Below are 22721 nucleotides of genomic sequence, written 5' to 3'. Positions count from 1 at the left end.
CCAGATCGAATCTGGAAGCCTATGAATCATGCATCAACGCGATTTTGAATCCTGAATGTCGATTGGTCCTAGGGGTTACGTCGCTCCTGTCTCGGCCGCGATCATGCTTTCCTATAGGCTCGTCCATAAATGATTTCGGCCACTTTCTGGCCAGCCTGTTTGCCTCCCTCGGCATCGAACTGCCAGTGGACCCCAAGCAAAACCCTGCTGCGATTGTTGTCGTCAATAGCCTTCTCGATATCACGGAACTCGTCAGTGCGACGCCCACGGATCTCCGGCCTAATGTTGTCCACAGCAACTCCATCAAGTTCATTGGACACAAACCGATCGACTCCAACCCATTCTGGATCAGCCAATCTCTCACCTCTCACTTTGCGCAGCATTACTAGACATGCTGTTCCAAAGGTAGCGTGCCCAGATGGATAGGCTGGAAAGTTTGGCGTGAACGCCGCTTCTTTATAGCGCTGGTCAGGAACCGGTTCGGCAGTTTTTCTGGGGCCACCCAACAAGCTTTGTGCGGACTCTTGAGCGGCAGGTACCGACACGGAGCTTTGAAGTTCCGCACCGCCAGCAAATGGCGTGTTGAAGGCAAAGTCAGACCGATTTGTTCTAGGCGATCCATGTGGCACCCACTTGATATCCTCTTTCTTGGGTTGCTTCGGTAGACCAGGATTCAAACCTCTGACGGGACGCCATACTTTGTGCAAATATTTCGCATGCCAAGCCACATTTCCCGCATCCGACATCGCCAAATTGCACAGGGCAAGAAGTCTGGAAAGTCTACGTGGTCCTAACTTATCCCGCCGTGCTATTTCACGAACGAATTGATTATAGAGCCGCGGCGGTGTTCCGATGAACAGCGCGCCATCATATGCCCAAAATAGGCCGGGAATAATCTGTTCTCGCGTTCTTCGCGGGTTTTCAATCCCACCCCTCATTTCCCCGACGAGCCGAACGTCTTCTGCATCTCTGTCATAATCCGGACTTCCGATCTGAGGAGGATCAGCAGGAGCGCAGCCTCCTTGGGCAATCTTCTTAGTTACTTCATCCGACGTGAGGGCCAACGGCTTCGGCTCGATACCCCAGCTGTGGCCATAGTAACCTTGGTCAGGATTAAATGGATCGACAATATGTTGTCCAGGACCAGGCTTGTATTCGTACTTTTTGTTGTTTATTCGCGCCCATATATCAGTCCAGTTCCACTTCTCTTTGAAAACAGGATCGCTTCCGAATTTCTGGCCATCGTGCCATGAATCGCTGTTCTCAAGACCCACTCGCCTGAGGAACTCGGACCTCTTCATCCTTATGAACGTCTCGTGTTCGGCTCCCTGGTAGATATGAGATATAATCGCGGCACACGCGCCTCCCACGAACGCTGCTGGCGATGACGATTTCTCCTTAAGATCGGCGGTGTATAGAAACGGCTTGTAGAGAGGATCGGGGTATGCGTGAGCCACAGCATCCGCAAGGACAACGTGGATCAACCCCAGAGCTCTTGCCGAAGCGACCGGTCCTGGTGCACGGGCTTGACCGACCTCAATAGTATGGTCGTTTGCATTCAGTTCAAGGGCTACATCGTTCCAGTATTCGACGGCATTTCGGTTGTCCGCAGCGAACACGTTCGCTTCTGCTTCTAATAACTCGCCTGGTTCAACGTCATCATTTGGTGATTGGGCCGTCGCCTGAGACGACGTCGCAGCTGCAGCAGTTGAAGATACACCCAACAATATCGCCTCACGGCGGTTTAGGTTAGCCATAGGTTTTCCTCCTCCCGCTTTCTCATTTATTCCCATCACTACTCAGCATGGTAGTGCTACGGAGATATAATTTAAATCTGACTCGCTTCCAATTCAGCATCAAGTACCGATCTATTGCTGCAGATGAACGGAGGCTGCACTCCGCGCCTCACCAGCAGTGAATGCTCGATCCCCAGTATCTTCCGCACGCTCGCCAGCGCCGCCTCATTTACCTCGATATAGGCGACGATGTACCACTCGCCGTTTTCTTCCCGTGCCATCCCCATCGGCTCGGCGTGCCATTTCAGTGCGCCGTGGTGGGGCATGAAGTAGGTTTCCTGGACGCCGCCGACCGCGCTGAGACCCTCGTCGAGCGCGTATTCCATGACCGCGCAGCAGAGCTGCGTCAGCGTGCCCCGCAAGCCGGAGCGCTTGTCGGGAACGACGAAGGTGCGCGTCCATTCGGCCCAGTCAGGACGTCTCGGCACACCCGACTTCTCGCACATGTGAGGAAAGACCTCCGAGACCATGTGCGGCTCGCTCGTTGGGATCAATCGAGCCGAAGTCACGACGCGACCCTCTTCGATACCGAGCAGATAGGTCGCCGCGTCGGTATCGAACTGGTCCAGTTCGCGACCGTCCGGGCTCGGAGGGCGCCAGTGTTTCTGATGCACGAAGAAGTCGTGCCGACGGCGCAGAAACTCGTCGAATTCGTTTTCGTAGAGATGCTTGTTCTGCGCATTGACGACATGAGCCGTAATCATCGCGCGATCCCCCGATCGTTCTTTGGGGAATAGTTGCAGCGTGTCTAATGTACGTCACCTGTCCGATCGGACAGTTGACGCAATTACGGGTGGATCAGGCGCCGGCGCACCGCCTCGACGACGGCTTGGGTGGTGGTGGCCACGCCGAAAGCCTCGCGGGCCCGCGTCGCGTGCCATTTGACGGTGCGCTCCGTCAGGCCGAGGATCTGCGACGTCTCCGACGACGTCTTGCCGGCCGCGGCCCACAACAGGACTTCTTTTTCGCGCTCGGTCAGCGGACCCTCATCGTCATCATCGTCACTCGAAAGAGCCTGGATCGCCATGCCGGCATACACAGCCATAGTGACCAATTGCACCTGCTGGCGCGCAGACAGCTTACAGGATTTCGTAGAAGAGGCGAATGACAGCACCGATTGCCAGTGATGAACGCTTAACATCGGCACGGCAAAGCCACTCCAGATGCCGAACTCCGTCGCTTCACCGGCTACGCGCCGCGAGGCATCCGTCCCGGACCACTTGGCGGGAACTTCCGACCAAAGGAAGGGCTTCAGGGTCTTCGCCGAGTAGATGCAGACGCCATCCACCGCGGCGTGCTCTGCTTCGAGGTAGCGCTCGAACCAGCCTTTGGGCCAACCGTTCAGCTCCACCATAGCGGCGAGCTTCTGCCCGCCCAAAGGGACGCCACTCAAGATGAGATGCTCGAAGCCGAGATTGTTTACCGTTTCGAGGAGATCGCCCAAAAGCGCTCCCGTTGCCTTGTGCTTTCTGCAGCGTTCGACAAAGTCGAATACATCGGAGTCGATCATCGCAGGGACCCCATCTCACCCGCTCGATTTATAGCTTATTTCAGCAGCTCCGAATACTGCAAATGAGGGGATAAAGAACACGGTTTTGCCAAGGGGCGATATTTCGAGCGGTCGTGTATCAAAAGTAAGACGTTTCGCACTCAAGCTATGCAGGTCAGCGCTTTTTAATGCCGATATACCGCCTGCGCAGCGATGTACGGGCCATGATCTCGGCATGGCGTGAAGCCACGGTTGCATGGGCTTCAAGAGCTTTATCTGAGAGCCTGGCGGCGCCTGCTGGGGAATAGGTCAACGGTGGACCCACTGGCTCTGACTCGGTTGGTCCTGGTTCGAATCCACGTTCCCCGGCCACAATAAAATCAAACACTTAGAAGCCAGAGCCGCCAAAAATCATATTGCTACCGGCCTTGTAGAGCTTGGCAACATAAGCCGTTGATTTGTATTGATTGGTAATGGGGCGCGAAATCGCGATAGCAACAATGGAAAACGGTGCCGCCTCACTTCAGAGACGCGGCATCCGGGAATTTCATTGTCATAGGCGATCGTCGTCAGGTAGCAAAAGGCGTCACTGCGGGGAGCCTGAAATGTCAGCGAGCAACGAATGGACCGAATATCACCTCACGCCAAAGGGCTGGGTGACCGGAACTGAGAAGACGGACTTCAATCTCACTGAACGTCCGCGGCCAGATGATGCCGTTCAGACCGTGAAAGTCCGGGATTACCTGTCTTCCATCTATTCGAGTGTGGATCACACGCGCAAGATCACATGGCAAAGCGGGGACGTTCATGCGATTGCAAAATTGAAGGGGAAATATGGCGAGGCGCCTGATCTTGCGTAAGTCCGGGCTAGAACCAAACTCCATCTTAGCGACCGCTTGACGAAGCACCTGCTTGCCCCAGAGTCATGGCATGGCCAGGGGCATCAACATCGGCGACGAGGTAACCATCACCGCGACCGTGCGCAGGCGCGTTACTGAAAACCGCATTAGCGTCTCAATCCCCTCCTATGGCTTTCCCCGCTCGATCGTCACGGGACTTCGAAGGTCAAGAAGGCCAACCGATCGAGCTCGTCGGCGACGTCACTCATGTCGACGGCGAATGGGTGACGGTCAACTTAGGCGTGCCGGTAACGGTCAACATGGACACGCTCAGGCTGGTGACGGCCTACAAGCCGCCGACGCGTAAGGCGCCACTGGTGGACAAGCCGACGTAGCCACTTGCACACCTGCGGCAGTTGGGCGATGCTGATGCCTGCCTTGAGAGAAGCGGCCCTTGGCAGCCTTTGAATAAGCCGCGTGATAACCGACGAGCGTACGTCGAAGAGAAGCAAGAAGCAGCACGACTGCCCGACATAACTCCCAACAACAAATCCGGCTTGCGGCCGCAATTGGCGCTGCGGCCCCTAAAGAGCATTGGAGAGAGTCATGCAGACGCAGAACGGCTATTGGTGGGCAACCAGCATTCGGCAGGATGACGACCGGCCAGAGATCATCGACGTAGGCTCTTATCCATTTGGCCAAATGGCCAATCGCATTGGAGATTCCGACCCATTTGATCTAGTCGAGTTCGAATTGCTTCAGCATGTTGATACCAGCGCCTGGCCGCAGACGAGTGCGGTCGGCCTAGAAACAGTCCACGAAGGGTATTGGTGGGCACTCGACCCTGACGGAGGCCGTCAGATTGTTATGGTCGGCAAAGACGGGTCCGTCCAAGACTTCAATGGCGACTTTGAGCGCAGCTCGACGAGTTTGAATTCCTAATGCCCGTCGACACAAGCGGCTGGCCGAGCGCTCGAGGCTTGTAGCATCGGATATGACATGCCAGTTTGGCGGGGGCAAATGGGAGGGAATCATTGGTGGCTAACCGAATGGAATTCGATCAGAACAAAGATCACATCGGCGGGAATTTTGAATGGGACGTGGCGCCTAGTTGCTGCGATCTCCTAAGGGGCGCCGTAGACGAAGAGAAGTTCATCTTCGTCAGCAATTTCGCCAGCAAGGGATCAAACTCCTTTTATATGATGCCAGTCACTAGCGACGGTTATTTTGCAAGAGAAAGCGGCGTCACGATCAACCATTGCCCTTGGTGCGAGACGAAGATCTCGGGAACCAAAAAGTATCCGGGTACCAAGTCGGCATAGGTCAGCACATCTTGAACTAGTCCTCCCGCCACACAGGCACGGGGCGGATTTTGAGCGAGACCAGCCGCCGGATTCGCAGTCCTGCGGCTTCACTCCCGCTTGGAACGAAGCCCTTCACATCTAGCTGCCCGTGGTCGCCAGCCTCACAGCGCAACTGGCGCAATAGCGAGTCAAAGTCGACATCCCCGAAAATCTGAATCAGGTCGTCTGGGCGTTCTCTTGCAGTACCGACAGGTGACACGCACCAAGCTCCGCGTCCCATTGAGCGCTGACAGCGGACAGATTTTTGTCTTTGGCTAATGTGGTTCCGGCATAAGAACGAAATAGGAACATATTTCCCCTCGCGTCAAGCCAATTGACGTCCTGCATCGCTCACCCGCAACATGGCGATGGGTAAGGGGGATATCATGAGCTTCAGAACAGTTTCTGCGCTTGCCGCAATCGTCTTGATTGCGGGATGCCAGACCGCGCCTACGGGACCAGTGCCGCCAAACAATTTTACTTTCAACGCCGGCAAGCAAGCGACAAAAGAAGCAGTTGTGTCGGCCTACCTCGGGCGAGGTTTCCAAATTGTGCGCGACAGCGATCTCCAACTGGTTATGGACGGGCCCGCCAAAGACAATTTCGGCGCACAGTTGGTATTCGGGTCGCAATGGAACGTCGTGCCGAATTCCCGAATATCTATGACGTTCCTCGGTGACAACCCGACCCAAGTAAATGCGCAACTTGCGATCGTCACCAATCCAGGCAGCGGCTTCGAACAGGTGACAGATCTCACCAACAACGCCAGTGCGCGCCAGCAGCTGCAGATTGGGATGTCTCAGGCGAAAACGCTGCTCGATGCACAGCATCCGGCGACGAAGACTGCCAAGCCAAAACCGGCTTCCTGAAGGAGCGGCCAGCGATGAAAAAGGCGGAATCGGAAAAAGCAATTCGCTATTTGGCTACGCAATGGGCGAACACGCTTCCCGAGAAAGAACGGGAACACCCATCCTTCTCGACGTTCATGGCGTGGCTCTCTGCAAACCGATATTCAGGCTATCTCAACTTTCGCTCCGCCGTGGGACCAGACTACGACACAGAAATGTGGTTTGATGACGAACTGAAGCAAACGTGGAGGAATTGATGGTAAAGCTAAAGGCTAGTGTCCAATATGGGGACTTTGAGGGGACAGCGGCGGCCGATGACGGTCACGACCAGTCCTTCCACAATTTCCTTCTCGACAAAGGGGTATTGTCTAAGGACGACTTCGTGGTAGGCGTCGAGATTTGGGTTGGTGAAAATCACGGCGGTCCTTCCAACCCTCCTACCATTCGCGCGCTTGTTGCGCCGGCAGCCGGTTTTGACGCCTTCAAGGGCAGCCTTACTCGGCAGGAAAAGCTGCGCCTTCGTGAGGTGGAGGTTGAGTTGTCGTTTGAAGAATTCTTCGGACTGTTCAAGCGCTTCAGCATCGTCCTTACAAAGCGCGGGCTCGAACTTGGCGGTCGGGAATACGAGCCGATCGAATCCAACAGAAATCGATTGTCTCACCGCCCTTTTTTAAGGAGAACGGGATGAGCCTTCGGTCCCGACCCCGGTGCTAACGCCTAACGCAAGCAGTTCCTTGTTGTTCTAGGCCCGCGGCCCATCACGATGCAACGGCAACACGGAACGTGCCCAGCGGCATTGGTACCGTTCAGCAAGTCAGGCCTTCGCAACGGGTTCCTTCAAAGCTATCGAAAAACCGAATCTAGTCTCCTACTGTGTCCATAAGCGGCCGCAATTCGGCGTGCGGCGCGACCCAAAAAGTTCGAAAAGCTTCCAGGAACCCCAGCCAAACCGGATGCTGGGTAGGCAACTTCGCTCCGCGAACCTCTTTCATTCTACGGTCGCGAATACTTCTGAAATATTATCAGAGGGTTGTCCGAAGTCCGTATGAATCCTGCGCCCGCTCCACTGCAGTTCGATAGACCAGGGCTTAGGAGGGCGGTTGCGTCGTTGATCATCAAGCAATAGAGAGGGGATAAATCAGACAAAAGGACCATCAATGACCATCGAATCCGACACCCGCCCTGCCGAACTCGCTGAGTTAACAGCCGACATTGTCTCAGCATATGTCAGCAACAATCCATTGCCGGTGTCTGGCTTGCCGGACGTGATAGCATCGGTTCATGCTTCGCTGTCCGGACTTGGCACGCCGATCCCGCCTGTCGTTGAACCGCAAACTCCCGCGGTCAACCCGAAGAGGTCCGTGACACCGGACTTCATTATCTGCCTCGAAGACGGCAAGAAATTCAAATCCCTGAAACGCCATCTTAGCACCGAATTCGGTCTGACGCCGGATGCCTATCGCGCCAAGATAGGTTGCGCCGAGAGGAAGTTGCGTTACCACCAACGCAGCTTGATCGCTGTTTGTTGCTATTAGGTCGGGAATGGTGTGATTGACCAACCAATTAAGTCGGCGGCACGCCGAACGATCGCCTTGGCCTGAGGAAGGCTGGGCGAAAGCGCGACGACAGATCCCAGATGATCTCGGTAATCGCCTTTCCTCACGATCGGCGTATTATGTTGAACAACAAGATTGACGTCGACCACGCCTGGCACGGCAGCCGCCCGGCTGCCGTCGTCATTCCAATTGAGGATGCCATCGCGATCAGGAATTAAGCACCGCATGGCCACGGTCTGCGAATGCCTTTTGCGCGAGTCACATTCTTCGCCGATGACAAGCTTGAGGTGCTCGGTTATGAGATCAACGCCGTAAGCCAGCTGAATCAGTTGAGAATCTCCAGCCCCCATACGCGGATTGACTTCAATGACGACTGGGCCACGATGCGACCACCGGAGCTCAATACACGTTGGGCCCCAGCCAAGGTCGAGAGCTCGCAAACAGCTAAGGGAGACATCGGCGATACTTTTATACTCGTCAGGTCTTAGGGGGGCCGGAAAGCTGTATTCACTAAAGACGAAATGCGGTGGAGAGCCAAACTCCGCTTCAGCAATCGCAATTACCTCATTTCCCATCATCTCAGCGATGTAGTGAGGGCCTTGTACGAATTCTTCGACCAAGATCATCGGGGAAGTTCGCCATATGTGCTTCCCGCCTAATAAAAAGGTCGTATGTTCGGCCAATTCGTCGACGTTACGGCACAATCGGACCCCCATGCTACCGATGCCTGCCGCTGGCTTCAGAATCACTGGCAACCCGATCTCCGCGGCGTAGCTTTCAATCTCCCTACCATCTGTCGCCGAGTGGTAAGTAGGTACTGGAACGCCAGCGCGCGCGAGGAGCTGACGTTGAACGAATTTGTTGCAGCATTGTTCGATGGATTCGGGATTTGGCCCCGGTAGATCAAAATGCCGGCAGAGCTTGCCAGCTGTCGCACAGGCCGCCTCGCGGGCACTCGTGATGCCAGCAATATCATATGTCGCACGTACCCGGGAACATTCTCGGATCAGCGCATCGACATTGTCTGTATCAACCCGGACTGCCTCCGCATTCTCAGCCGAAAGATAGTTGTACTGAGCTGGATCAGCAGAGAGAGTAATTGGATGAACGCCAAGGCGCCGGGCCGCTTGGACGTATAACGGACCATTATAATGTGAACCTTCAATCAGGATGAGCGCTCTTCTTGCCAAGGCAGTTGACTCCTAAGTTCGGGCTGTGCGGATATGGGCGTAGGTGGGCATTAGGCCTTATCTCTAACCTGCGCACAGCCTCCGCGGTGACCCTACTATTAATCGCGGCCTAGAGCCGAAAAGATTTTGTGAATTTAGTTTAAAGATCTGTTGCACCAATTTTGATGCCTGGACGCGGCGCGGAGGGTCTCAACTTTGCCGCGTTTGAAATGTTCAAGGATGATGGTCATTTGGAACTAACGGTTCATTTCGCATACTCGCGACTGACGAACGAGCGAAATAATGCGCAACGTCACCTTCGTCTTCTCCGGCGACGCCTCAAGGCGGTGTAATCAAGTTAACTCGGGTTTCAGGGGGAGGTGCGCGCCGCCTGTCCACGCCCGCGATCGCTGCCGCGGCGTGAGGTTCGCCATCGATGGCGATCTGGCCGACTGCTTCGGGTAGACGCTCGGCAACGCAGGCAAGAAGCAGGAGGCGAACAGGGCTTGACCTTAGTGGTGGACGGCCTCCGCGCCCAGCATCGCAATGTGACAAAGTGTGGCTGTCGAAAGTCACATGAGGAGAGCCGTCCATGAAGAAGATTACTACAATCGGCCTGAATATCGGCGAGCATGTCTTTCAGGTTCGCGGGATCAATGGTCCCGGCGCGATAGTGAGCCGCCGCAAGCTGCGCCGCGACGATGTCGTTGGATTCTTCAAGGCATTGCCGCCTGCCGGATCGGAGTCGAGGCTTGCGTGACTGGACACCACTTGGCTCGGCTTCGTAGTGCGCTGGGTCACGCGGTACGGCTGATGCCGGCGTCTTCCGTCAAGCCATACGTGAAGCGGCAGAAGAATGACACGACCGATGCCGTGGCGAATTGGGAGGCGGTGACGCGACCGATGCTGCGCTTCGTTCTGGTGACAGCGAGGAGCAACAGAGTGTACTGATGCTACATCGGATCCGGGAGCTTTTGATCCGGCAGCGGACAATGCTGGTGAATGCCTTGCGCGGCCACTTGGCGGAGTTCGGCATTGTAACGCGACAAGGGATTGCCCGCATCCGAATGCTGATCGCGTTGATCGAAGACGATGATCACCATCTCATCCCGCCGTTTGCGCGGTCCGCACTTCTTCCGCTGATCGAGCAGTTGCGGAACGTGCACATAAGTAGCCAGATGGATCGCCTGCCTGCCTGGCATCGCTGGAACGAGCTGAGCCGACGCCTCCTGCCGCGGGCGGCGTCGCGCGTGCCGGTTTCGACCAGGTGGTCGCGGAGGCCTCGGCAAGGTCGGTGCGGTTGCGGCGCGAGAAGTGTCTCGGTTTCCCCGCAATAGCCGCGACTGGCGGCAGCTCATAGAGATGTGCCGCGTCGTCGACACCCTTCTGGTCGACCAGGACACGGATTATGCGCCGCGGCAAGGCAACGATCGGCTGCTATTAGGCTGAAGGGGAGCCGCAACGAATATGAGCTCGATCTTCTGCGGCAGCGCGCCCTTTCGGCACGCTACGAGAAGGCCCGGCGCGGCGAACTCGTCTTGGCAGCTCCTGTCGGCTTCGCGAAGGTCGGCGATCGTTGAGAAAGGATCCTGATCGGCGTGTACAGGTATCCATTACCCTGGTGCTCGAATTTAGCCGATCCGCCGTTCGAGCAGGTATCCGACGTACGACGCGAGGAATGGCTGGCGCTGATCCGGGGCACCCATGAAGGCTATGTCAGTTTGGAAAGGGAAGAGGCGACCCGCAAGATGTGAGCGACAACGTGCCCACGAGCCGGAATCACCGGGCGCCCTAGCACGGCGACGCTCTGCTCGCCGGGCTTGTCCGCTGCCTGCGCTGCGGTCGCAAGCTCACGGTGCGGCACCAAGCAGAAGATACCGTACTGTTCCTACTGGCGGGCGTCTGCTCGACAATGGTGAGCCGCGATGCATCGCCTTCGGCTGACTGTCGTCGATGATGCGATTGAGGGAGCGCTCCTGCGTGTCGTGGAGCCGGAGCGATTGCTGCCGCTGCCGAAGCTGAGGCGAAAGCTGCCGATCTTCGTAACCAGAGTCCGGGCCCTCAGTCGCGACCTTGAGGCTGCCCGCTACGCCGCTGACCGGGCCTTACGGCAAGATGACGCGACCGATGCCGATAATCGGCTGGTCGCGGCGGAACTGAACCGCGTTGGAACCAGGCACTCATCCGTGCCGGTGAGACCGAGAGAAAGATCGCCGCGCATGATGCCGCGAATACAAGGCCGTCACCTGTGTTGGCAACGGGCATCACGGCGCTGGCCAAAGACCTCAGGCTGTCTGGTCGGCGCCAACGACGGACGCCAGGCTAAAGAAGCTGCAGATATGGGCATCCAATTTTCCCTGCATGCGGGTGAAGGGATCGGTGATCAGCCGACGTCAGGATCTGTCGGTTAAGTCCTGCTGGGCGGCCACGCTTTTTCGGCATTGATGAGCGCTTTGGAGCGCACATGCTCGGGAACAAGATCAACATGCTGGCGCAACCGTTAGCTGGATCCTTCGATCTGGGCGACGGCATGATGAAGAAGCCTGTCGAGCAGGGCGGCTGCGACAACGGGATCACCAAAAACTTCGCCCCATTCTGCAAAGCCGCGATTGGAGGTGAGGATCATGGCACCCTTCTCGTAACGGGCATTGATGAGCTGGAAGAACAGATTGCCGCCGCCGGGCACGACCGGCAGATAGCCGATCTCGTCGACACGAGCAGGGATGCGCGACACAGATAGCGGATACGCTCGCGCAATTGTCCCTCCCGTTCGGGCTTGACGAGCGAGGCGATGATGTCGGCGAGCGTTGAGAAGTAGACGCTCTTTGCGGCCTTGACGAGTTTGACGGCGAGCACGATCGCCAAGTGGCTTAGCCGGTGCCGGTCGAAGCAGGTTCATAGGGCAGGGTGTCCGGCGCATGAGGTTCGGACCAGATATCGCTTCATTCACGCGCGGGAGATTTCATCATGGTGATCGGAGTCCGACGGCATGCTGGCGCCGATCATTTTATCCGCCAACGGATCGCACCTTGGCTTCGATGGCCAACCGCGGCTGGATTGTCATGCGACTTGTCCAGCATCCGAAGCTTCCGCTTGAGAAGCTCAACGAACTCCACGCTTTGGTCAGTGCGCACGTAACCTGGCTCAGAGAGGATTCTCTCTCTCATCGAGGAGCCGCAGATGAAGGAGCAGAGACGCAGCCGAGGATTTATTCGAACCAACCACGTTGCCGACGGAGCTTCTGCTCGGGGTGAGGAGGACGCTTACGCCGCGGCTCCAGCTTCTCCTCGTCGAAGCCGAGGTCAGGGGACACGAGAGGAGAACGGAGACCGGATCGGCGAGGATGACGGCAATGACCAAGATTACGTCTGAGCACTCAGCTCGGAGCGCGTCTTTATTTGCGCCAGTCGACGACCGATCAGGTCCAAAACACTCATGCAAGCGATCGATGTCAATATGCGCTCGCCGATTGTGCTCGTGCTCTCGGATGGAGCGTCGTCAAAATGTAATCGATGATGATGTCGGCCGCTCCGGCTCGGGATCGCACGGCCAGGCTTCGAGAAGCTGCTGGCTGCAATCTGCGAGCGACGCATGGGCACCGTGGTTTCGATCGAGGCATCTCGGCTCGCCCGCAAACGGACGAGATTGGCACACGCTCCTCGAGTTCTGCGGTATGGTCGAAAGGCTGATCGTCGGTGAGGATGGCATCGATGACCCCCGTCGTCCGAACGATCGCCTCCTGCTCGGCATGAAGGGCACGACGAGCGAGATGGAACTCTCACACTTTCGTCTGCGATCGCTCGACGCTTTGAAGCAGAAGGCGCGCAGAGGCGAGCTTTTTCTCACCGTCGCCGTCGGGTTCCTCAAGGTGCGGCATGACCGATCGAGAAGGATCCTGATCGACGCATCCAAGAAGCAAGCAAGCTCGTCTTCGCGAAATTCGCCGAGTTCCAAACCGCACGGCAGGTCCTTCTTTGGATGCGCCAGGAACGCCTGCCGCTGCCGGCGATCGGATACGGCCCCGACGGGCGAACCGTCACATGGAAGCTTCCCGTCTACAACACGCTTCATCACATGCTTACGCACCCAATCTCCGCTGGCGCCTATGCGGTCGGGCGCACCGGAAGCCGCATGACGATCGCAGTTGGAGGTAGGAGGGTCGTCCGTGGCTTTCGACGCGAGCGCAGCGCTTGGTAGGCTTTGATCCTTGACCAGGATATATTGAGTGGGCCGAGTTTGAGGAATCAGCGCCTGATCGCCGACAATGCCAATGGTCAGAGCTTCATGAGCCGCGGAGCCATGCGCCGCGGAGAAGCCCTGCTTGCCGATCTTCTTCGTTGTGGTCATCGCGGCCGCAAATTCCATGTCGCCCACAGCGGCGAGAACGGGAGTTCGGGGCGTTACCATTGTCGCGGCGGCAGCTCACCATGGTAGCGCCATACATCTCGTTTGGCCGGCATGCGGAGTGATCGCGCCATAGGGCCGAGGCGATTGAGCGCCTTCAACCATTCGGTGTCGAAGCAGCGATCACCGCCGTGGAGGCACGCCGCCTCGAGAACGCGGAGAAGCGGCGGCAAATCGAGCTCGCCCTTGAGCAAGCGCGCTACGAAGCCGCCCTCGCGCGGCGGCGGTATGAAGTCGTAGATCCAACAATTTCCTTGTGGCGGCCCAACTCGAGCACCGCTGCAACGAGCGCCTCCTTGCGGCGGGTGCGTTGAAGATGAGCGCGACACTTACGGCCGCTCCGCCATGGAACGAAAACGCCTGCTTGCACTCGGAGCTGATGTCGAGCGGGTCTGGAACAGTTCTGGCGCGACGCCAGAGACCAGCAAGCGGATTATTCGCACCTTGATCGACGAGATTGTTGTTCGCGTCGAGGAATACGCTCTCGGCCTCGTCATTCGTCGGTAAGGCGGCGATCACACGCCTTTGCGCGCGCGCAAGAACCGCGCCGGCCAGGATCGGTGGCCTGTTCGAGATACGGCGGTCAGTGACGACGGCCGGAGGGATGAAAGGCCCAATCCTGTCGCGGGCGGCGCCCGGCCCCCGGCCACAACTTGTCCTAGCGGCGATGCGGGCCTCGGCATGTGATTGACAACGATCGTATGGCCAACTCGTGATCGCATGGGCGTGGCTGGCGATCCTCTGCCTGCAGCACGTGGATCATCACCAACTGGCTGAGAAGCCTATGCTCCCCAGTAAATTGGTGGTCGGTCTACTGGCCACGGCGTTCTGGTTGGCGCCGTTACAGGCAGCCCGACCTCGGCCTAGGCCTCTGAAGATCGAACTTCCTCATTGTTCAGGCGAAGCAAATTCTTCATCCAAATTTACAAAAACTTTGCGAGTACAAATTGCGGACGAAGCTATATTCACCGCAACGGACGCTCGGCGCGGCAAAGAATACCGATGTCCTGTTACGCCCGGACTGCACACGCAATGTCGGAGTGAACACATGTCAAGAAGAGTGCTCGTCCTGGTTGAAGGCCATTCAAGGGGCACTGGTCTGCTGTACGTCAAAGCGGCCCGGCGACTTGGTCTTCATCCAATCACCCTGTCGGTGGATCCGTCTCAGTACGACTACCTTGCGGCGGAACGGGCTGAGGCAATTCGGGTCGACACAGACAATCTCGATGCCCTAATCCGCGAATGTACCGGACTAAGTACCCGATATGAGATTGCTGGCATTACTGGATTTGTTGGCGACGACGAGTCACTTTATGCAACAATCGGCAAACTTTGCCGTCATTTCCATCTCCCCGGACCGAACCCCGAATCCATCGAACGATGCTGCGATAAATTCACCCAACGTCAGCTCCTTGCACAGGCAGGCGTTCCCATGCCCGGTTATCGTTTGGCCGCGAATGCCGCGGAAGTGGAAAGCTCTGCCGCGGAGATCCGCCTGCCGGTTATTCTTAAACCGGCCATGGGCAGCGGGAGCCTCGGTGTCCGATTGTGCCGAAACCTTGATGAGTTAGCCGAACATACCTCCTATCTCTTGAGCGGGAAACACATCTGGCGGTCGCCGCCGAGGATACTCGTCGAGGAATTCGCACAAGGCCCTCTTTATTGGGCAGACGCAATGGGAGATCAGATCGTTGGAATTGGCACCGCTGACGGCCCTCCACCGCATTTCGCCTGTCGTGAGTGCGCCATTCCAGCCCAGTTGAATGATGACGAGCGTGAGCGTATCACCGACCTTTCGCTGAGCTGTTTGCGAGCTCTCGGCCTTGGGTGGGGGCCGACGGGCATTGAATTCCGGTGGACGAAAGGTGGCCCTGTCGTCATCGAAGTCAATCCACGGCTTCATGGCACGCCCATTCCTCAACTGGTTCAGTTGGCTTACGGTGTTGACCTCATTACCGAACACGTCAAACTTGCCATCGGGGAGGAATGGAATTTGCGCAGGAAGAATTCCCAGGCTGCCGCGGCGAGGCGTCTCGTTGCTGATCGCGATGGCATACTTGAGTGGAACCTTAGCGACAGTCGGTCAACTGCTTTGTCAGATGTCGCCGAGGTGAAGTTTTATTTTAAACCCAAGACGGCGATCGTCAGGAAAGGCGATTACCGAGACTGGATCGGACATGTCATCGCCGCTTCACCCAGCCCTGCTCGGACCGAGGCGATCCTTCAGCGTGCTGTCGACTCAATCGATTGGTCGATCACACCATTTCCGACAAATCGCGAATAGTCGGCTACGAGCATCGGTAGTCATCTGCAACTGGAGCTATTTGCATTGTAGCAGTAAGCCGGTGTTGTCACGTAATCGGCATGCGCTTGCGTTTCGGATTGAACGTACAGATATCACATATCAACTTCAAAGTCATCGGTGCCCGCCCAAAATCGTTGCTCACGCGATCTGGCAGTACCTACGGTTCAACCTGAGTCTGCGTGAAGTTAACGAAATGCTGCTCGAGCACGGAATCGACGCGTCCATGGCCCGCCGTTGGACGGCCAAGTTCGGACCCCAGATCGCATGCAACCTGCTGCGACGGACGCGCCGCGGCGATTTGGCATACGGGCGAAGAAAAATGCGCTGGCAGGCAGTTCAGACTGTGGCGCGCGGCGGATCAGCAGGCCACCGTTCTTGAGGAAATCAGAAGCGACGCCTCCAGGCGTTCGACGGCTTGAGAATTCGGTCTGCGCCGGGATGAAAACTAAAGTCGCCCCTCCGGGGCTTCTCAAGCATAGGGAACTTAAGGTGACAACACCACATCTGTGACCTGGTTAGCGCGGTTGCTTGTCCTGGTCGTGGTGGCGAGCGCGATCTTGGTCCGCTCATCATCACACATAAACCCTATCCGCATGACGGACCTCGTTTGGGGGCTGCGACGGACTACCATCACGTCAGCTGGATTCTTGGCGTTTGAACGGAGACAATAGTGGCTCGTGTTGTATTGGTTCGGCATGAAGATGATCCCGAGGACGACCGGGTCGTTGAATTCTTCCGGGCGCATGGCGTCCTCCCCCAAACGATCAGACCATTCTTGGGTGAGCGGTTGGACGATGTGGATGGGTCGCTCGCCGGCAGCGTGATCTTTGGCGGCAAATTTAACGTATTCGACGATCACGATTACCCGTTTCTCAGGGACGAAAAAGAATGGGCCGAGCAATGCCTGAAGCAGAACGTGCCCCTGCTTGGAATCTGCCTTGGCGCCCAAGTCATGGCTACCGTCCTGGGCGCGAAGGTTGGACCTCTACCTGGCGATCCGGGCGAGTTCGGCTACTATGAAATCGTCGCAACCGAGGTCGGAAAGGCCTATCTTCCGGAACGGCTGCATGTCGCGGAGGCGCACTATCACCAATTTGAGATTCCGGCCGGCGCCGATCTCTTGGCCAAAAGCGAGCTATTTGAGCACCAAGCATTCCGTTACGGCGAGAAGGCCTTCGCATTCCAATTTCATCCCGAGGCAAGTCCCTCCGTGTTTCGCCGATGGCAGCAAGACCCGGGAAAATACGTTAGACCAGGGGCCCAGGCCCCTGCCGAGCAAAACAGGCTGATGAACATCCATGACCCCGCGCAACATGCTTGGTTTATGGAGTTCCAGGAGCGCTTTTTCGAGCCGGCCGTGGAAGCTGCCTGTTTCAACAAGCGCCGGCCGTCAGGCTGAAAAAAGGGGTGGCCTGTACGCCAACTCAATGGCCGTTCTCAGCTGCGGCGGCCGGGTTAAGCCGGGGCGATTAGAAGTTATAACGTGGTGAGGGGCGGCTCGCCCTTAGTGTTTGCAGGCTTAGAGCAAACGGAGGCTGCTCGGGAGTGCCGAGCTACCCCCAAACAAAGGAACGAACATGTTTTTTCACGTCCGTGTGACACCACGAGGCCTCAGATTCCCCTTCTGGCGCGAGATCGCGGATTGGACGAGCGGCGGATCGAGATGGCGACTGTGTTACATCGCCCCCTGTCGACGCTGAACTGGATCGAGTCCGAATCTCGTCCTGATCGCCGCGCTGCAGCGACCAACTCGCTTCTCCTGGACATAAGTTCGTCCACGACAGGGCTCAGAGCGTTTCGCCCGGCGGTGCGGAGATGTAGCAGGACGCATAGATGTAGCCGGTCGTGCGCTCTAAATGATCCTCCATGCCGAGTTTGGCCATAGCCTTTAGGATCGCCCCCCGCTCCGCCGATGTGGAGAAGCGGCGCTGGCGCTGTCTGAAGCGTTCTACGAGCCGTGTTTCCAACGAAAAAGCCCGAAAGGCCGCCGCGATGTCGTCGTATCTGAATGGATGCATTGCGAAGGCGACGACCCAAGGGCGTGACGACGCCGACGCCTCATACACGCGCGCAAAGGTTGCCTCGGTTGCGTAACCCACACAGCCTGTGCTGATGAGGATATCCGCATCCGCGAGTGCGCTTCGTTCCTCTCCCGTCAAGTCACGAGTTTCCACATCAGCCGTGACGCCAGCCTCCAACAGACCCAGATTTAGCGCGTATCGAACAGCTCGGAACGATGGATCCACGCCGACGAACTGGATCTCGTCGGCAAGGCCCTGTTTGCGAAAAAAGGCGCGATGCTCGATCTCCTGTCGGCGCGACAGCGACCCGCTGGGATCCAGATAGGCAGCATACAGATCGTCGAGGTCGAGATCGGTTCGCAGCAAGGCGGCGTTGACTCCATAGGAGCAACCGACATCGATTATCTTCAACTTCCTCTTGTTTCGAGCGCGTCGATAATCGGCGAAAATCCTTTCGAAAATCGGCTTGGCCCGATCTGGGAGCATATAGTCCAGGAACAAACATGTTCGCAGGTAGGCATGCGGCCACTTGCGATTGTAGGTTGCCGTGAAATCGTACTTCGCCTTCTGAATTCTGCTGCGCTCTGCACTTGATGCCTGACCTGACATGCTGCTTTCCCTTCTTCGGCTCAGTGGTAATCTCACCGGCGACATAATGAATATCGGCCGCCAGCTCCTCCCGCCTCACGAGGGGCTTTTCAAAAATCGTGCCAGGCTGGGTAGAGGTGAAAGCAATTTTCTGCACACGCCGCTGGCGGGTTGAAACTCCAGTCGGGCAACGCCTGCTTTCCAACCCACCAGCATTCTCATCTTCATTGACGCAACGCGCTCCCAGCTTCATCGTGGCGCCGACATATCTGCAAAGCACCGTACGAGGACCCGGACCATAGAGAGGCTCCATTGATGCGGCTGTCTTGATTCAGGGCAGGTCGTCCACCAAATCGGTTACAAGGTTCAACGTCAGGTCCACCAGAGAACAAGATCCGGCCGCGCAAACCCGAAAAAGCAGTTCAGCAGTACGCGACGCTTTTCGTTGCCTGATTGGCCGGTGACCCCATGGACGAAACCGCCGTCAAGTAAGGCGATGTCCCCGGCCCTGAGCTGGATGTCACGACAAGGCACATCCTTTAGATAGACTTCTGAATAGGGATAGCCCGTGGTCCCCACGCCCTGCGACTCTCGGTCGTCGACTGTCGGCTTGTGGCTCCAGATCCGCAGATTGCCACCTTCCTCGGACATGCTGGGGTAGAAGTTGAGGGCGGCGACGGTATTGTGCGCCACCGCAGAGAGCTCGTAATCGTTCCCGGCACGTAGCACTTGAGCGACGTCGTCGTGGGGGTCCAAGGAAAATGCGCCGCTTCCGGTCCAACTGAGAGCCCGACAAACGTTCGCCTGACCGTGTTCTGAGCGCGCCAGCCGCAATTCGATGCCTTGTTTGTGAAGCTCGCGCTTCAACGCTTCGAATACTGCTCGGACCGGGTCAACTAAATTGCCAAAAAGGGCCTCAACATGCGGCCGTGCATTTTCCGCCTGCCTAAAATAGGTGGCTGCATCCTTCCTATAGTGGGATGCGCCGACATATTGTCCGGGGACGCCATCTTTGCGCTCGTTAAGACCAGGACTGCCAAAAAAATTCGCGGTGATCTCGTCGGCTATTTCGCTGCTGAAAGCTTGCTTGATATGGAGAGCTGTGATCTCACCTTTCAGGACCGAGATGATCTCCGCAGTGCTGATCGAGCCGGTTCGTTCCTTGATCGTAAGAGGCGAGATGGCCGGCGTTTGACGTGCTTGGTTAGTAGCCATTTCTTTTCTCCTGTAGAGCCTGATCGAGGATGGCAATGCCGTGATCGAGTTCGTCATCTGAGATGGTTATCGGCGGAAGGACTTTGATGACGTCGCGATTTGGCCCCGATGATTCGATCAGCAGGCCGTTTTCGAACGCGACATCGTGCACACGGCCGACAAGGGCCTGTGAACGGCACTTGAGGCCGGCCATCAGACCGCGGCCGCGCTTCTGTTCAATGGAATTAGGGAACTTCGCAACGAGGCGATCAAGGTGTTCTTGCAGTTTGACGGCCGTCCGCTCGACGGCTGTAGTGAACTGCCTATCGGACCACATTGTGCACATGGCCGCCGAAGTCACGAAGGCGAGATTATTGCCTCTAAAGGTCCCGCTATGTTCTCCCGGCTTCCATATGTCCAGGTCGGGGCGAATGAGAACTATGGACAACGGGTTGCCTGAACCGCTTAGCGATTTTGAAAGACACACGATGTCGGGCTCGATTTTCGCGAACTCGAACGAGAAGAAATCGCCCGTTCGTCCCGAACCTGCCTGAATGTCGTCGACGATGAAAACAACGCCGTGCTTACGGCAGATGCGCTGAATTTCTGAGAGCCATGGTGCTGATGCGGTGTTCATGCCGCCTTCTGCCTGGATGGGCTCCAGGATGATTGCGGCCGGCTTTTCTATCCCGCTGCCTGGGTCGCCCAACACGTGGTCGATGTAACTCGCGGAATCGAAAGTTTGGTTCGGATAGTTCTCGTAAGGGACACGGATTACATCGTGGCGAGCAACGCCGCCAAGCTGTCTGGTAGACGCTGAACCCGACACCGCCAAGGAGCCGAGCGACATGCCATGGTAAGAATTTGTGAAGGCCATGACACTCGAGCGGCCGGTATATTTTCGCGCCAGCGCCAACGCCGCTTCGTTGGCGTTTGTCCCGGTCGGCCCAGGAAACTGTATCTTGTAAGAAAGGCCCCGAGGCTTCAGGATCGACTCAACAAAAACTTTGATGAAATCACGCTTGGCGGCTGTATACATATCAAGCGACAAGACAATATTTTGGTGGGCGAGATATTCGATTGCCGGCGCCATGATATCCGGGTTATTATGACCGTAGTTGAGCGCGCCGGACCCTACAAGGAAATCAATATAGGGCTTGCCCGACTCGTCCCAGATTGTCGCCCCAAGTGACTTTTTAAAGACGGTTGGAAACGATCGTCCATAGCGACGAACGTTAGACTCGTAAGCTGCAAAAATCTCGATATCCATTAAAGGGCCTCTCTGTATGCGGCTTGCGATCAGCGTTGCAGGTTCTATGTTCGCGCATTCCAAACCGTTGAGTTGGACGATTAGCTACGGCCAATCTCGGCTTTGAAGTAGCATGGTCGGCGACTTGCATTCGCAAAGAGTCTGTAAACTTGTTTGAAGAATCTGTTGCAACGCTTTGGATAGGGATGGCGGACAGTCGGCACCCGCCTTGCGGCAGCTCTATCGGGGGGGTTGTTGGCGGGGCCAATGACATAACCACCCCGGTTTGCCAGCGTGATTGAAACCGCGATGCTTTGGGTATTTTTCTATGTGTCGGCCGTGACGGATACTTGCCCACGAGTAGCTGTGACAGATAGCGATGTCTCTCCTTCGATGTGACGGCGAGACCGGTGCTCGCTCGAGTTTCGTTTTGGAGCGGGAGGAGCCAGAGCGCGATTTGCGATAGAATTGGAGCTGACCGGCGCGCCCTCTACTCGAAGCCGTGGTCGCCGTGCCGGTGATTGGACCGTTCCCTTGGGGGCGCGTTGGCCCACCTGGCTTGACGCCATTTACAATACCTCAGTCGGCCCTCGCGAGGCGACGGCCGCACTGCGGCCACGGGCCGAGCACGGGAGTGCTTCGCCATCACGGGTTGACGCGGAAGGCGCCTGCTTCGAGAAGGCACGATCGAAGCGTCATCGACGAACACGGTGTTCGCCACCGAACCGGTGGTGACGACGGCGGGGCTTTGGAGCGCAGCACAACTGAAATGTTCCCATCCGGTTCACATTCATATGATCGAAAACGCAGGCTGGCTCAGGCGACGACATTGGCGATCTGTCCGATGCCGCTTTTTGTACGCTAGGTTTCACTTCAGTCGGACATCCGACAAATTGTTGGATGTGAGACACGGGGCCAAATCAGCCAACCCCGTTGTTTTTAATCCAATTTCCTATCTGGCACGTTCTGTGCAGCGTGGCTTGCGAACGCATCAGCGAGAATATTCCTATGATCACACTCACTGAAAACGCCGTCGCCGCCGTCAAGGCCGCGCTTTCCCGCGCAGACGAACCGGCGGAAGGCTTTCGCATCATGGTCGAGCCGGGGGGCTGCGCCGGCCTCAAATACCAGATGGGTCTGGAAAGCGTCTCGCGCGAGGGGGATGCCCTCATCGAGGCGAACGGGGTCAAGGTGTTCATCGACGCAAGCTCCCAGCCCCTTCTCGCCGGCATGACCGTTGACTTCGTGACCAACCTGGAGTCCTCGGGCTTTGTCTTTGACAATCCCAATACTGGGGACAAATGCGCCTGCGGCAAGTCTTTCCGCAAGGCGCCATGACGACAAGGATCGGCGCCGTGCGGGATGATACCGAGAACGTCTGCCTCACCAGCGACAAGGTCTATTTCATCAACCCCAACAATGTCGGCGCTTTGGACATCCCCAAAGCGGCCGGCAAGGTCGGCGCCGTCGCCTACGGCGATGGGCTTAAATTGACGATGGCTTTCGACCGTAAGACGCAAACGATCTCCGCCGCAACGTTCCAGACCTTCGGCCGCGGCTCCGACATAACCGCTTCCTCGCCGCTTGCCGAATTCATCGTCGGCAAAACTATCGATGAAGTCCTTCAGATCGCCGATGAGGACATGGCGGATTTTCTCGGCGCTATGCCGTCGCACACGACATACTCATCGCTCGACCGCCTCATTCTGGAGCGCGGCTTGCGGCTGATGGGCGAGTTCTTCCGTGCTGTGAGGCAGGCTTCCGACGAGACGCCAGGATTCTCACGGGTGGTCCTCGTCAAGGCGTCATCGCCATGAGCGACGTGATCGAACCATTTCTCATCATGATAGGCTTCGAGGAGCCAGAGACCCTTCCCCACCGCTTCCACCCGCTGAAACCTTCTTCCGCCCGGAGTTCGGG

At 57.1% G+C, this 22721-nt stretch carries 21 protein-coding genes, 1 tRNA gene and 3 pseudogenes; 16 read left to right on the top strand and 9 right to left on the bottom strand.

Going from position 1 to position 22721, the window contains the following annotated elements; all coding sequences use genetic code 11:
- Positions 1–101: 101 nt before the first annotated feature.
- The 3 genes from CK221_RS30025 to CK221_RS27975 form a co-directional block, all read right to left on the bottom strand.
- Positions 102–1757, bottom strand: a complete 1656-nt coding sequence (locus CK221_RS30025; RefSeq protein ID WP_143749114.1) for a vanadium-dependent haloperoxidase — start codon at positions 1755–1757, stop codon at positions 102–104.
- Positions 1758–1828: 71 nt separating this feature from the next.
- Positions 1829–2500, bottom strand: coding sequence for an acyl-homoserine-lactone synthase (locus tag CK221_RS27980; protein WP_095780063.1), 672 nt, complete (start codon positions 2498–2500; stop codon positions 1829–1831).
- 83 nt (positions 2501–2583) lie between these two features.
- Positions 2584–3306 (bottom strand): LuxR family transcriptional regulator, encoded by a 723-nt coding sequence (locus CK221_RS27975; protein ID WP_095780062.1) that lies wholly within the window; start codon positions 3304–3306, stop codon positions 2584–2586.
- A 277-nt stretch (positions 3307–3583) separates the two neighbouring features.
- Here CK221_RS27975 and CK221_RS27970 point away from each other — a divergent pair.
- The 9 genes from CK221_RS27970 (at position 3584) to CK221_RS27935 (ending at position 7850) form a co-directional block, all read left to right on the top strand.
- Positions 3584–3657 (top strand) — tRNA-Gln (locus CK221_RS27970).
- A gap of 233 nt (positions 3658–3890) precedes the next feature.
- Positions 3891–4145 (top strand): hypothetical protein, encoded by a 255-nt coding sequence (locus CK221_RS27965; RefSeq protein ID WP_095780061.1) that lies wholly within the window; start codon positions 3891–3893, stop codon positions 4143–4145.
- A 167-nt stretch (positions 4146–4312) separates the two neighbouring features.
- On the top strand, positions 4313–4519 hold the full coding sequence (locus tag CK221_RS27960) for a hypothetical protein (RefSeq protein ID WP_245430760.1): 207 nt from the start codon (positions 4313–4315) through the stop codon (positions 4517–4519).
- A 211-nt stretch (positions 4520–4730) separates the two neighbouring features.
- Positions 4731–5066, top strand: coding sequence for a hypothetical protein (locus CK221_RS27955; RefSeq protein WP_095780060.1), 336 nt, complete (start codon positions 4731–4733; stop codon positions 5064–5066).
- Positions 5067–5173: 107 nt separating this feature from the next.
- Positions 5174–5446: a hypothetical protein gene (locus tag CK221_RS27950; protein WP_095780059.1), complete on the top strand. Its 273-nt coding sequence runs from the start codon at positions 5174–5176 to the stop codon at positions 5444–5446.
- A gap of 407 nt (positions 5447–5853) precedes the next feature.
- Positions 5854–6336 (top strand): hypothetical protein, encoded by a 483-nt coding sequence (locus tag CK221_RS27945; RefSeq protein ID WP_143749113.1) that lies wholly within the window; start codon positions 5854–5856, stop codon positions 6334–6336.
- Between the two features lie 14 nt (positions 6337–6350).
- The gene (locus CK221_RS30020; RefSeq protein ID WP_143749112.1) at positions 6351–6572 is read left to right on the top strand and encodes a hypothetical protein; all 222 of its coding nucleotides are present in this window, start codon (positions 6351–6353) and stop codon (positions 6570–6572) included.
- A complete protein-coding gene (locus CK221_RS27940) occupies positions 6572–7003 on the top strand; it encodes a hypothetical protein (protein WP_095780057.1) in 432 nt (143 codons plus the stop codon). The genes CK221_RS30020 and CK221_RS27940 overlap by 1 nt, the downstream gene beginning before the upstream one ends.
- Positions 7004–7472: 469 nt before the next feature.
- Complete coding sequence (locus tag CK221_RS27935; protein WP_245430759.1) at positions 7473–7850, top strand: MucR family transcriptional regulator; 378 nt, start codon at positions 7473–7475, stop codon at positions 7848–7850.
- On the opposite strand, the gene CK221_RS27930 is transcribed toward CK221_RS27935, so the two are convergent.
- The gene (locus CK221_RS27930) at positions 7847–9061 is read right to left on the bottom strand and encodes an acetyl-CoA carboxylase biotin carboxylase subunit family protein (protein ID WP_095780056.1); all 1215 of its coding nucleotides are present in this window, start codon (positions 9059–9061) and stop codon (positions 7847–7849) included. The two genes, CK221_RS27935 and CK221_RS27930, sit on opposite strands and share 4 nt — an antisense overlap.
- A 571-nt stretch (positions 9062–9632) precedes the next feature.
- Between CK221_RS27930 and CK221_RS27925 the strand changes: the two are divergent.
- A pseudogene (locus tag CK221_RS27925) lies at positions 9633–10269 on the top strand (IS110 family transposase); the annotation flags it as partial.
- 1274 nt (positions 10270–11543) lie between these two features.
- Here the strand turns inward: CK221_RS27925 and CK221_RS31310 are convergent.
- A pseudogene (locus tag CK221_RS31310) lies at positions 11544–11911 on the bottom strand (ATP-binding protein); the annotation flags it as partial.
- Between the two features lie 627 nt (positions 11912–12538).
- Complete coding sequence (locus tag CK221_RS30475) at positions 12539–13405, bottom strand: hypothetical protein (RefSeq protein WP_179295220.1); 867 nt, start codon at positions 13403–13405, stop codon at positions 12539–12541.
- Between the two features lie 384 nt (positions 13406–13789).
- Here CK221_RS30475 and CK221_RS30470 point away from each other — a divergent pair, with 384 nt between their 5' ends.
- The 4 genes and pseudogenes from CK221_RS30470 (at position 13790) to CK221_RS27890 (ending at position 17148) form a co-directional block, all read left to right on the top strand.
- On the top strand, positions 13790–13951 hold the full coding sequence (locus CK221_RS30470) for a hypothetical protein (RefSeq protein WP_179295219.1): 162 nt from the start codon (positions 13790–13792) through the stop codon (positions 13949–13951).
- A gap of 541 nt (positions 13952–14492) precedes the next feature.
- Complete coding sequence (locus CK221_RS27895) at positions 14493–15728, top strand: acetyl-CoA carboxylase biotin carboxylase subunit family protein (protein ID WP_095780054.1); 1236 nt, start codon at positions 14493–14495, stop codon at positions 15726–15728.
- A gap of 112 nt (positions 15729–15840) precedes the next feature.
- A pseudogene (locus CK221_RS30970) lies at positions 15841–16005 on the top strand (IS6 family transposase); the annotation flags it as partial.
- Positions 16006–16419: 414 nt separating this feature from the next.
- On the top strand, positions 16420–17148 hold the full coding sequence (locus tag CK221_RS27890) for a gamma-glutamyl-gamma-aminobutyrate hydrolase family protein (protein ID WP_210200045.1): 729 nt from the start codon (positions 16420–16422) through the stop codon (positions 17146–17148).
- A 388-nt stretch (positions 17149–17536) separates the two neighbouring features.
- Here the strand turns inward: CK221_RS27890 and CK221_RS27885 are convergent, their stop codons facing one another.
- The 3 genes from CK221_RS27885 to ectB all read right to left on the bottom strand — a co-directional run bounded on the left by CK221_RS27885 (position 17537) and on the right by ectB (position 20822).
- Positions 17537–18379, bottom strand: coding sequence for a hypothetical protein (locus CK221_RS27885; protein WP_095780052.1), 843 nt, complete (start codon positions 18377–18379; stop codon positions 17537–17539).
- A 351-nt stretch (positions 18380–18730) separates the two neighbouring features.
- Positions 18731–19573: a hypothetical protein gene (locus CK221_RS27880; RefSeq protein WP_095780051.1), complete on the bottom strand. Its 843-nt coding sequence runs from the start codon at positions 19571–19573 to the stop codon at positions 18731–18733.
- Positions 19563–20822: a diaminobutyrate--2-oxoglutarate transaminase gene (ectB, locus tag CK221_RS27875; protein WP_095780050.1), complete on the bottom strand. Its 1260-nt coding sequence runs from the start codon at positions 20820–20822 to the stop codon at positions 19563–19565. The genes CK221_RS27880 and ectB overlap by 11 nt, the downstream gene beginning before the upstream one ends.
- A 987-nt stretch (positions 20823–21809) precedes the next feature.
- On the opposite strand from ectB, the gene CK221_RS27870 reads away from it, so the two are divergent.
- Both CK221_RS27870 and CK221_RS27865 read left to right on the top strand, forming a co-directional pair.
- On the top strand, positions 21810–22139 hold the full coding sequence (locus tag CK221_RS27870; protein WP_095780049.1) for an iron-sulfur cluster assembly accessory protein: 330 nt from the start codon (positions 21810–21812) through the stop codon (positions 22137–22139).
- Positions 22136–22618, top strand: coding sequence for an iron-sulfur cluster assembly scaffold protein (locus CK221_RS27865; RefSeq protein ID WP_245430758.1), 483 nt, complete (start codon positions 22136–22138; stop codon positions 22616–22618). The genes CK221_RS27870 and CK221_RS27865 overlap by 4 nt, the downstream gene beginning before the upstream one ends.
- Positions 22619–22721 lie beyond the last annotated feature (103 nt).

Origin of the sequence: Mesorhizobium sp. WSM3868 (genome assembly GCF_002294785.1) — a bacterium.
GTDB lineage: Bacteria > Pseudomonadota > Alphaproteobacteria > Rhizobiales > Rhizobiaceae > Mesorhizobium.
This window is presented reverse-complemented; position numbering and strand designations above follow the sequence as displayed.

Coding starts and splice junctions, on each gene's coding strand:
- CK221_RS30025 (WP_143749114.1), bottom strand. CDS start 1,757: ATGGCTAACCTAAACCGCCGTGAGGCGATATTGTTGGGTGTATCTTCA.
- CK221_RS27870 (WP_095780049.1), top strand. CDS start 21,810: ATGATCACACTCACTGAAAACGCCGTCGCCGCCGTCAAGGCCGCGCTT.
- CK221_RS27935 (WP_245430759.1), top strand. CDS start 7,473: ATGACCATCGAATCCGACACCCGCCCTGCCGAACTCGCTGAGTTAACA.
- CK221_RS27895 (WP_095780054.1), top strand. CDS start 14,493: ATGTCAAGAAGAGTGCTCGTCCTGGTTGAAGGCCATTCAAGGGGCACT.
- CK221_RS27955 (WP_095780060.1), top strand. CDS start 4,731: ATGCAGACGCAGAACGGCTATTGGTGGGCAACCAGCATTCGGCAGGAT.
- CK221_RS27965 (WP_095780061.1), top strand. CDS start 3,891: ATGTCAGCGAGCAACGAATGGACCGAATATCACCTCACGCCAAAGGGC.
- CK221_RS30470 (WP_179295219.1), top strand. CDS start 13,790: ATGGAACGAAAACGCCTGCTTGCACTCGGAGCTGATGTCGAGCGGGTC.
- CK221_RS27865 (WP_245430758.1), top strand. CDS start 22,136: ATGACGACAAGGATCGGCGCCGTGCGGGATGATACCGAGAACGTCTGC.
- CK221_RS27980 (WP_095780063.1), bottom strand. CDS start 2,500: ATGATTACGGCTCATGTCGTCAATGCGCAGAACAAGCATCTCTACGAA.
- CK221_RS27940 (WP_095780057.1), top strand. CDS start 6,572: ATGGTAAAGCTAAAGGCTAGTGTCCAATATGGGGACTTTGAGGGGACA.
- CK221_RS27945 (WP_143749113.1), top strand. CDS start 5,854: ATGAGCTTCAGAACAGTTTCTGCGCTTGCCGCAATCGTCTTGATTGCG.
- ectB (WP_095780050.1), bottom strand. CDS start 20,822: ATGGATATCGAGATTTTTGCAGCTTACGAGTCTAACGTTCGTCGCTAT.
- CK221_RS27885 (WP_095780052.1), bottom strand. CDS start 18,379: ATGTCAGGTCAGGCATCAAGTGCAGAGCGCAGCAGAATTCAGAAGGCG.
- CK221_RS27880 (WP_095780051.1), bottom strand. CDS start 19,573: ATGGCTACTAACCAAGCACGTCAAACGCCGGCCATCTCGCCTCTTACG.
- CK221_RS27960 (WP_245430760.1), top strand. CDS start 4,313: ATGGCTTTCCCCGCTCGATCGTCACGGGACTTCGAAGGTCAAGAAGGC.
- CK221_RS27950 (WP_095780059.1), top strand. CDS start 5,174: ATGGAATTCGATCAGAACAAAGATCACATCGGCGGGAATTTTGAATGG.
- CK221_RS27975 (WP_095780062.1), bottom strand. CDS start 3,306: ATGATCGACTCCGATGTATTCGACTTTGTCGAACGCTGCAGAAAGCAC.
- CK221_RS30475 (WP_179295220.1), bottom strand. CDS start 13,405: ATGGAATTTGCGGCCGCGATGACCACAACGAAGAAGATCGGCAAGCAG.
- CK221_RS30020 (WP_143749112.1), top strand. CDS start 6,351: ATGAAAAAGGCGGAATCGGAAAAAGCAATTCGCTATTTGGCTACGCAA.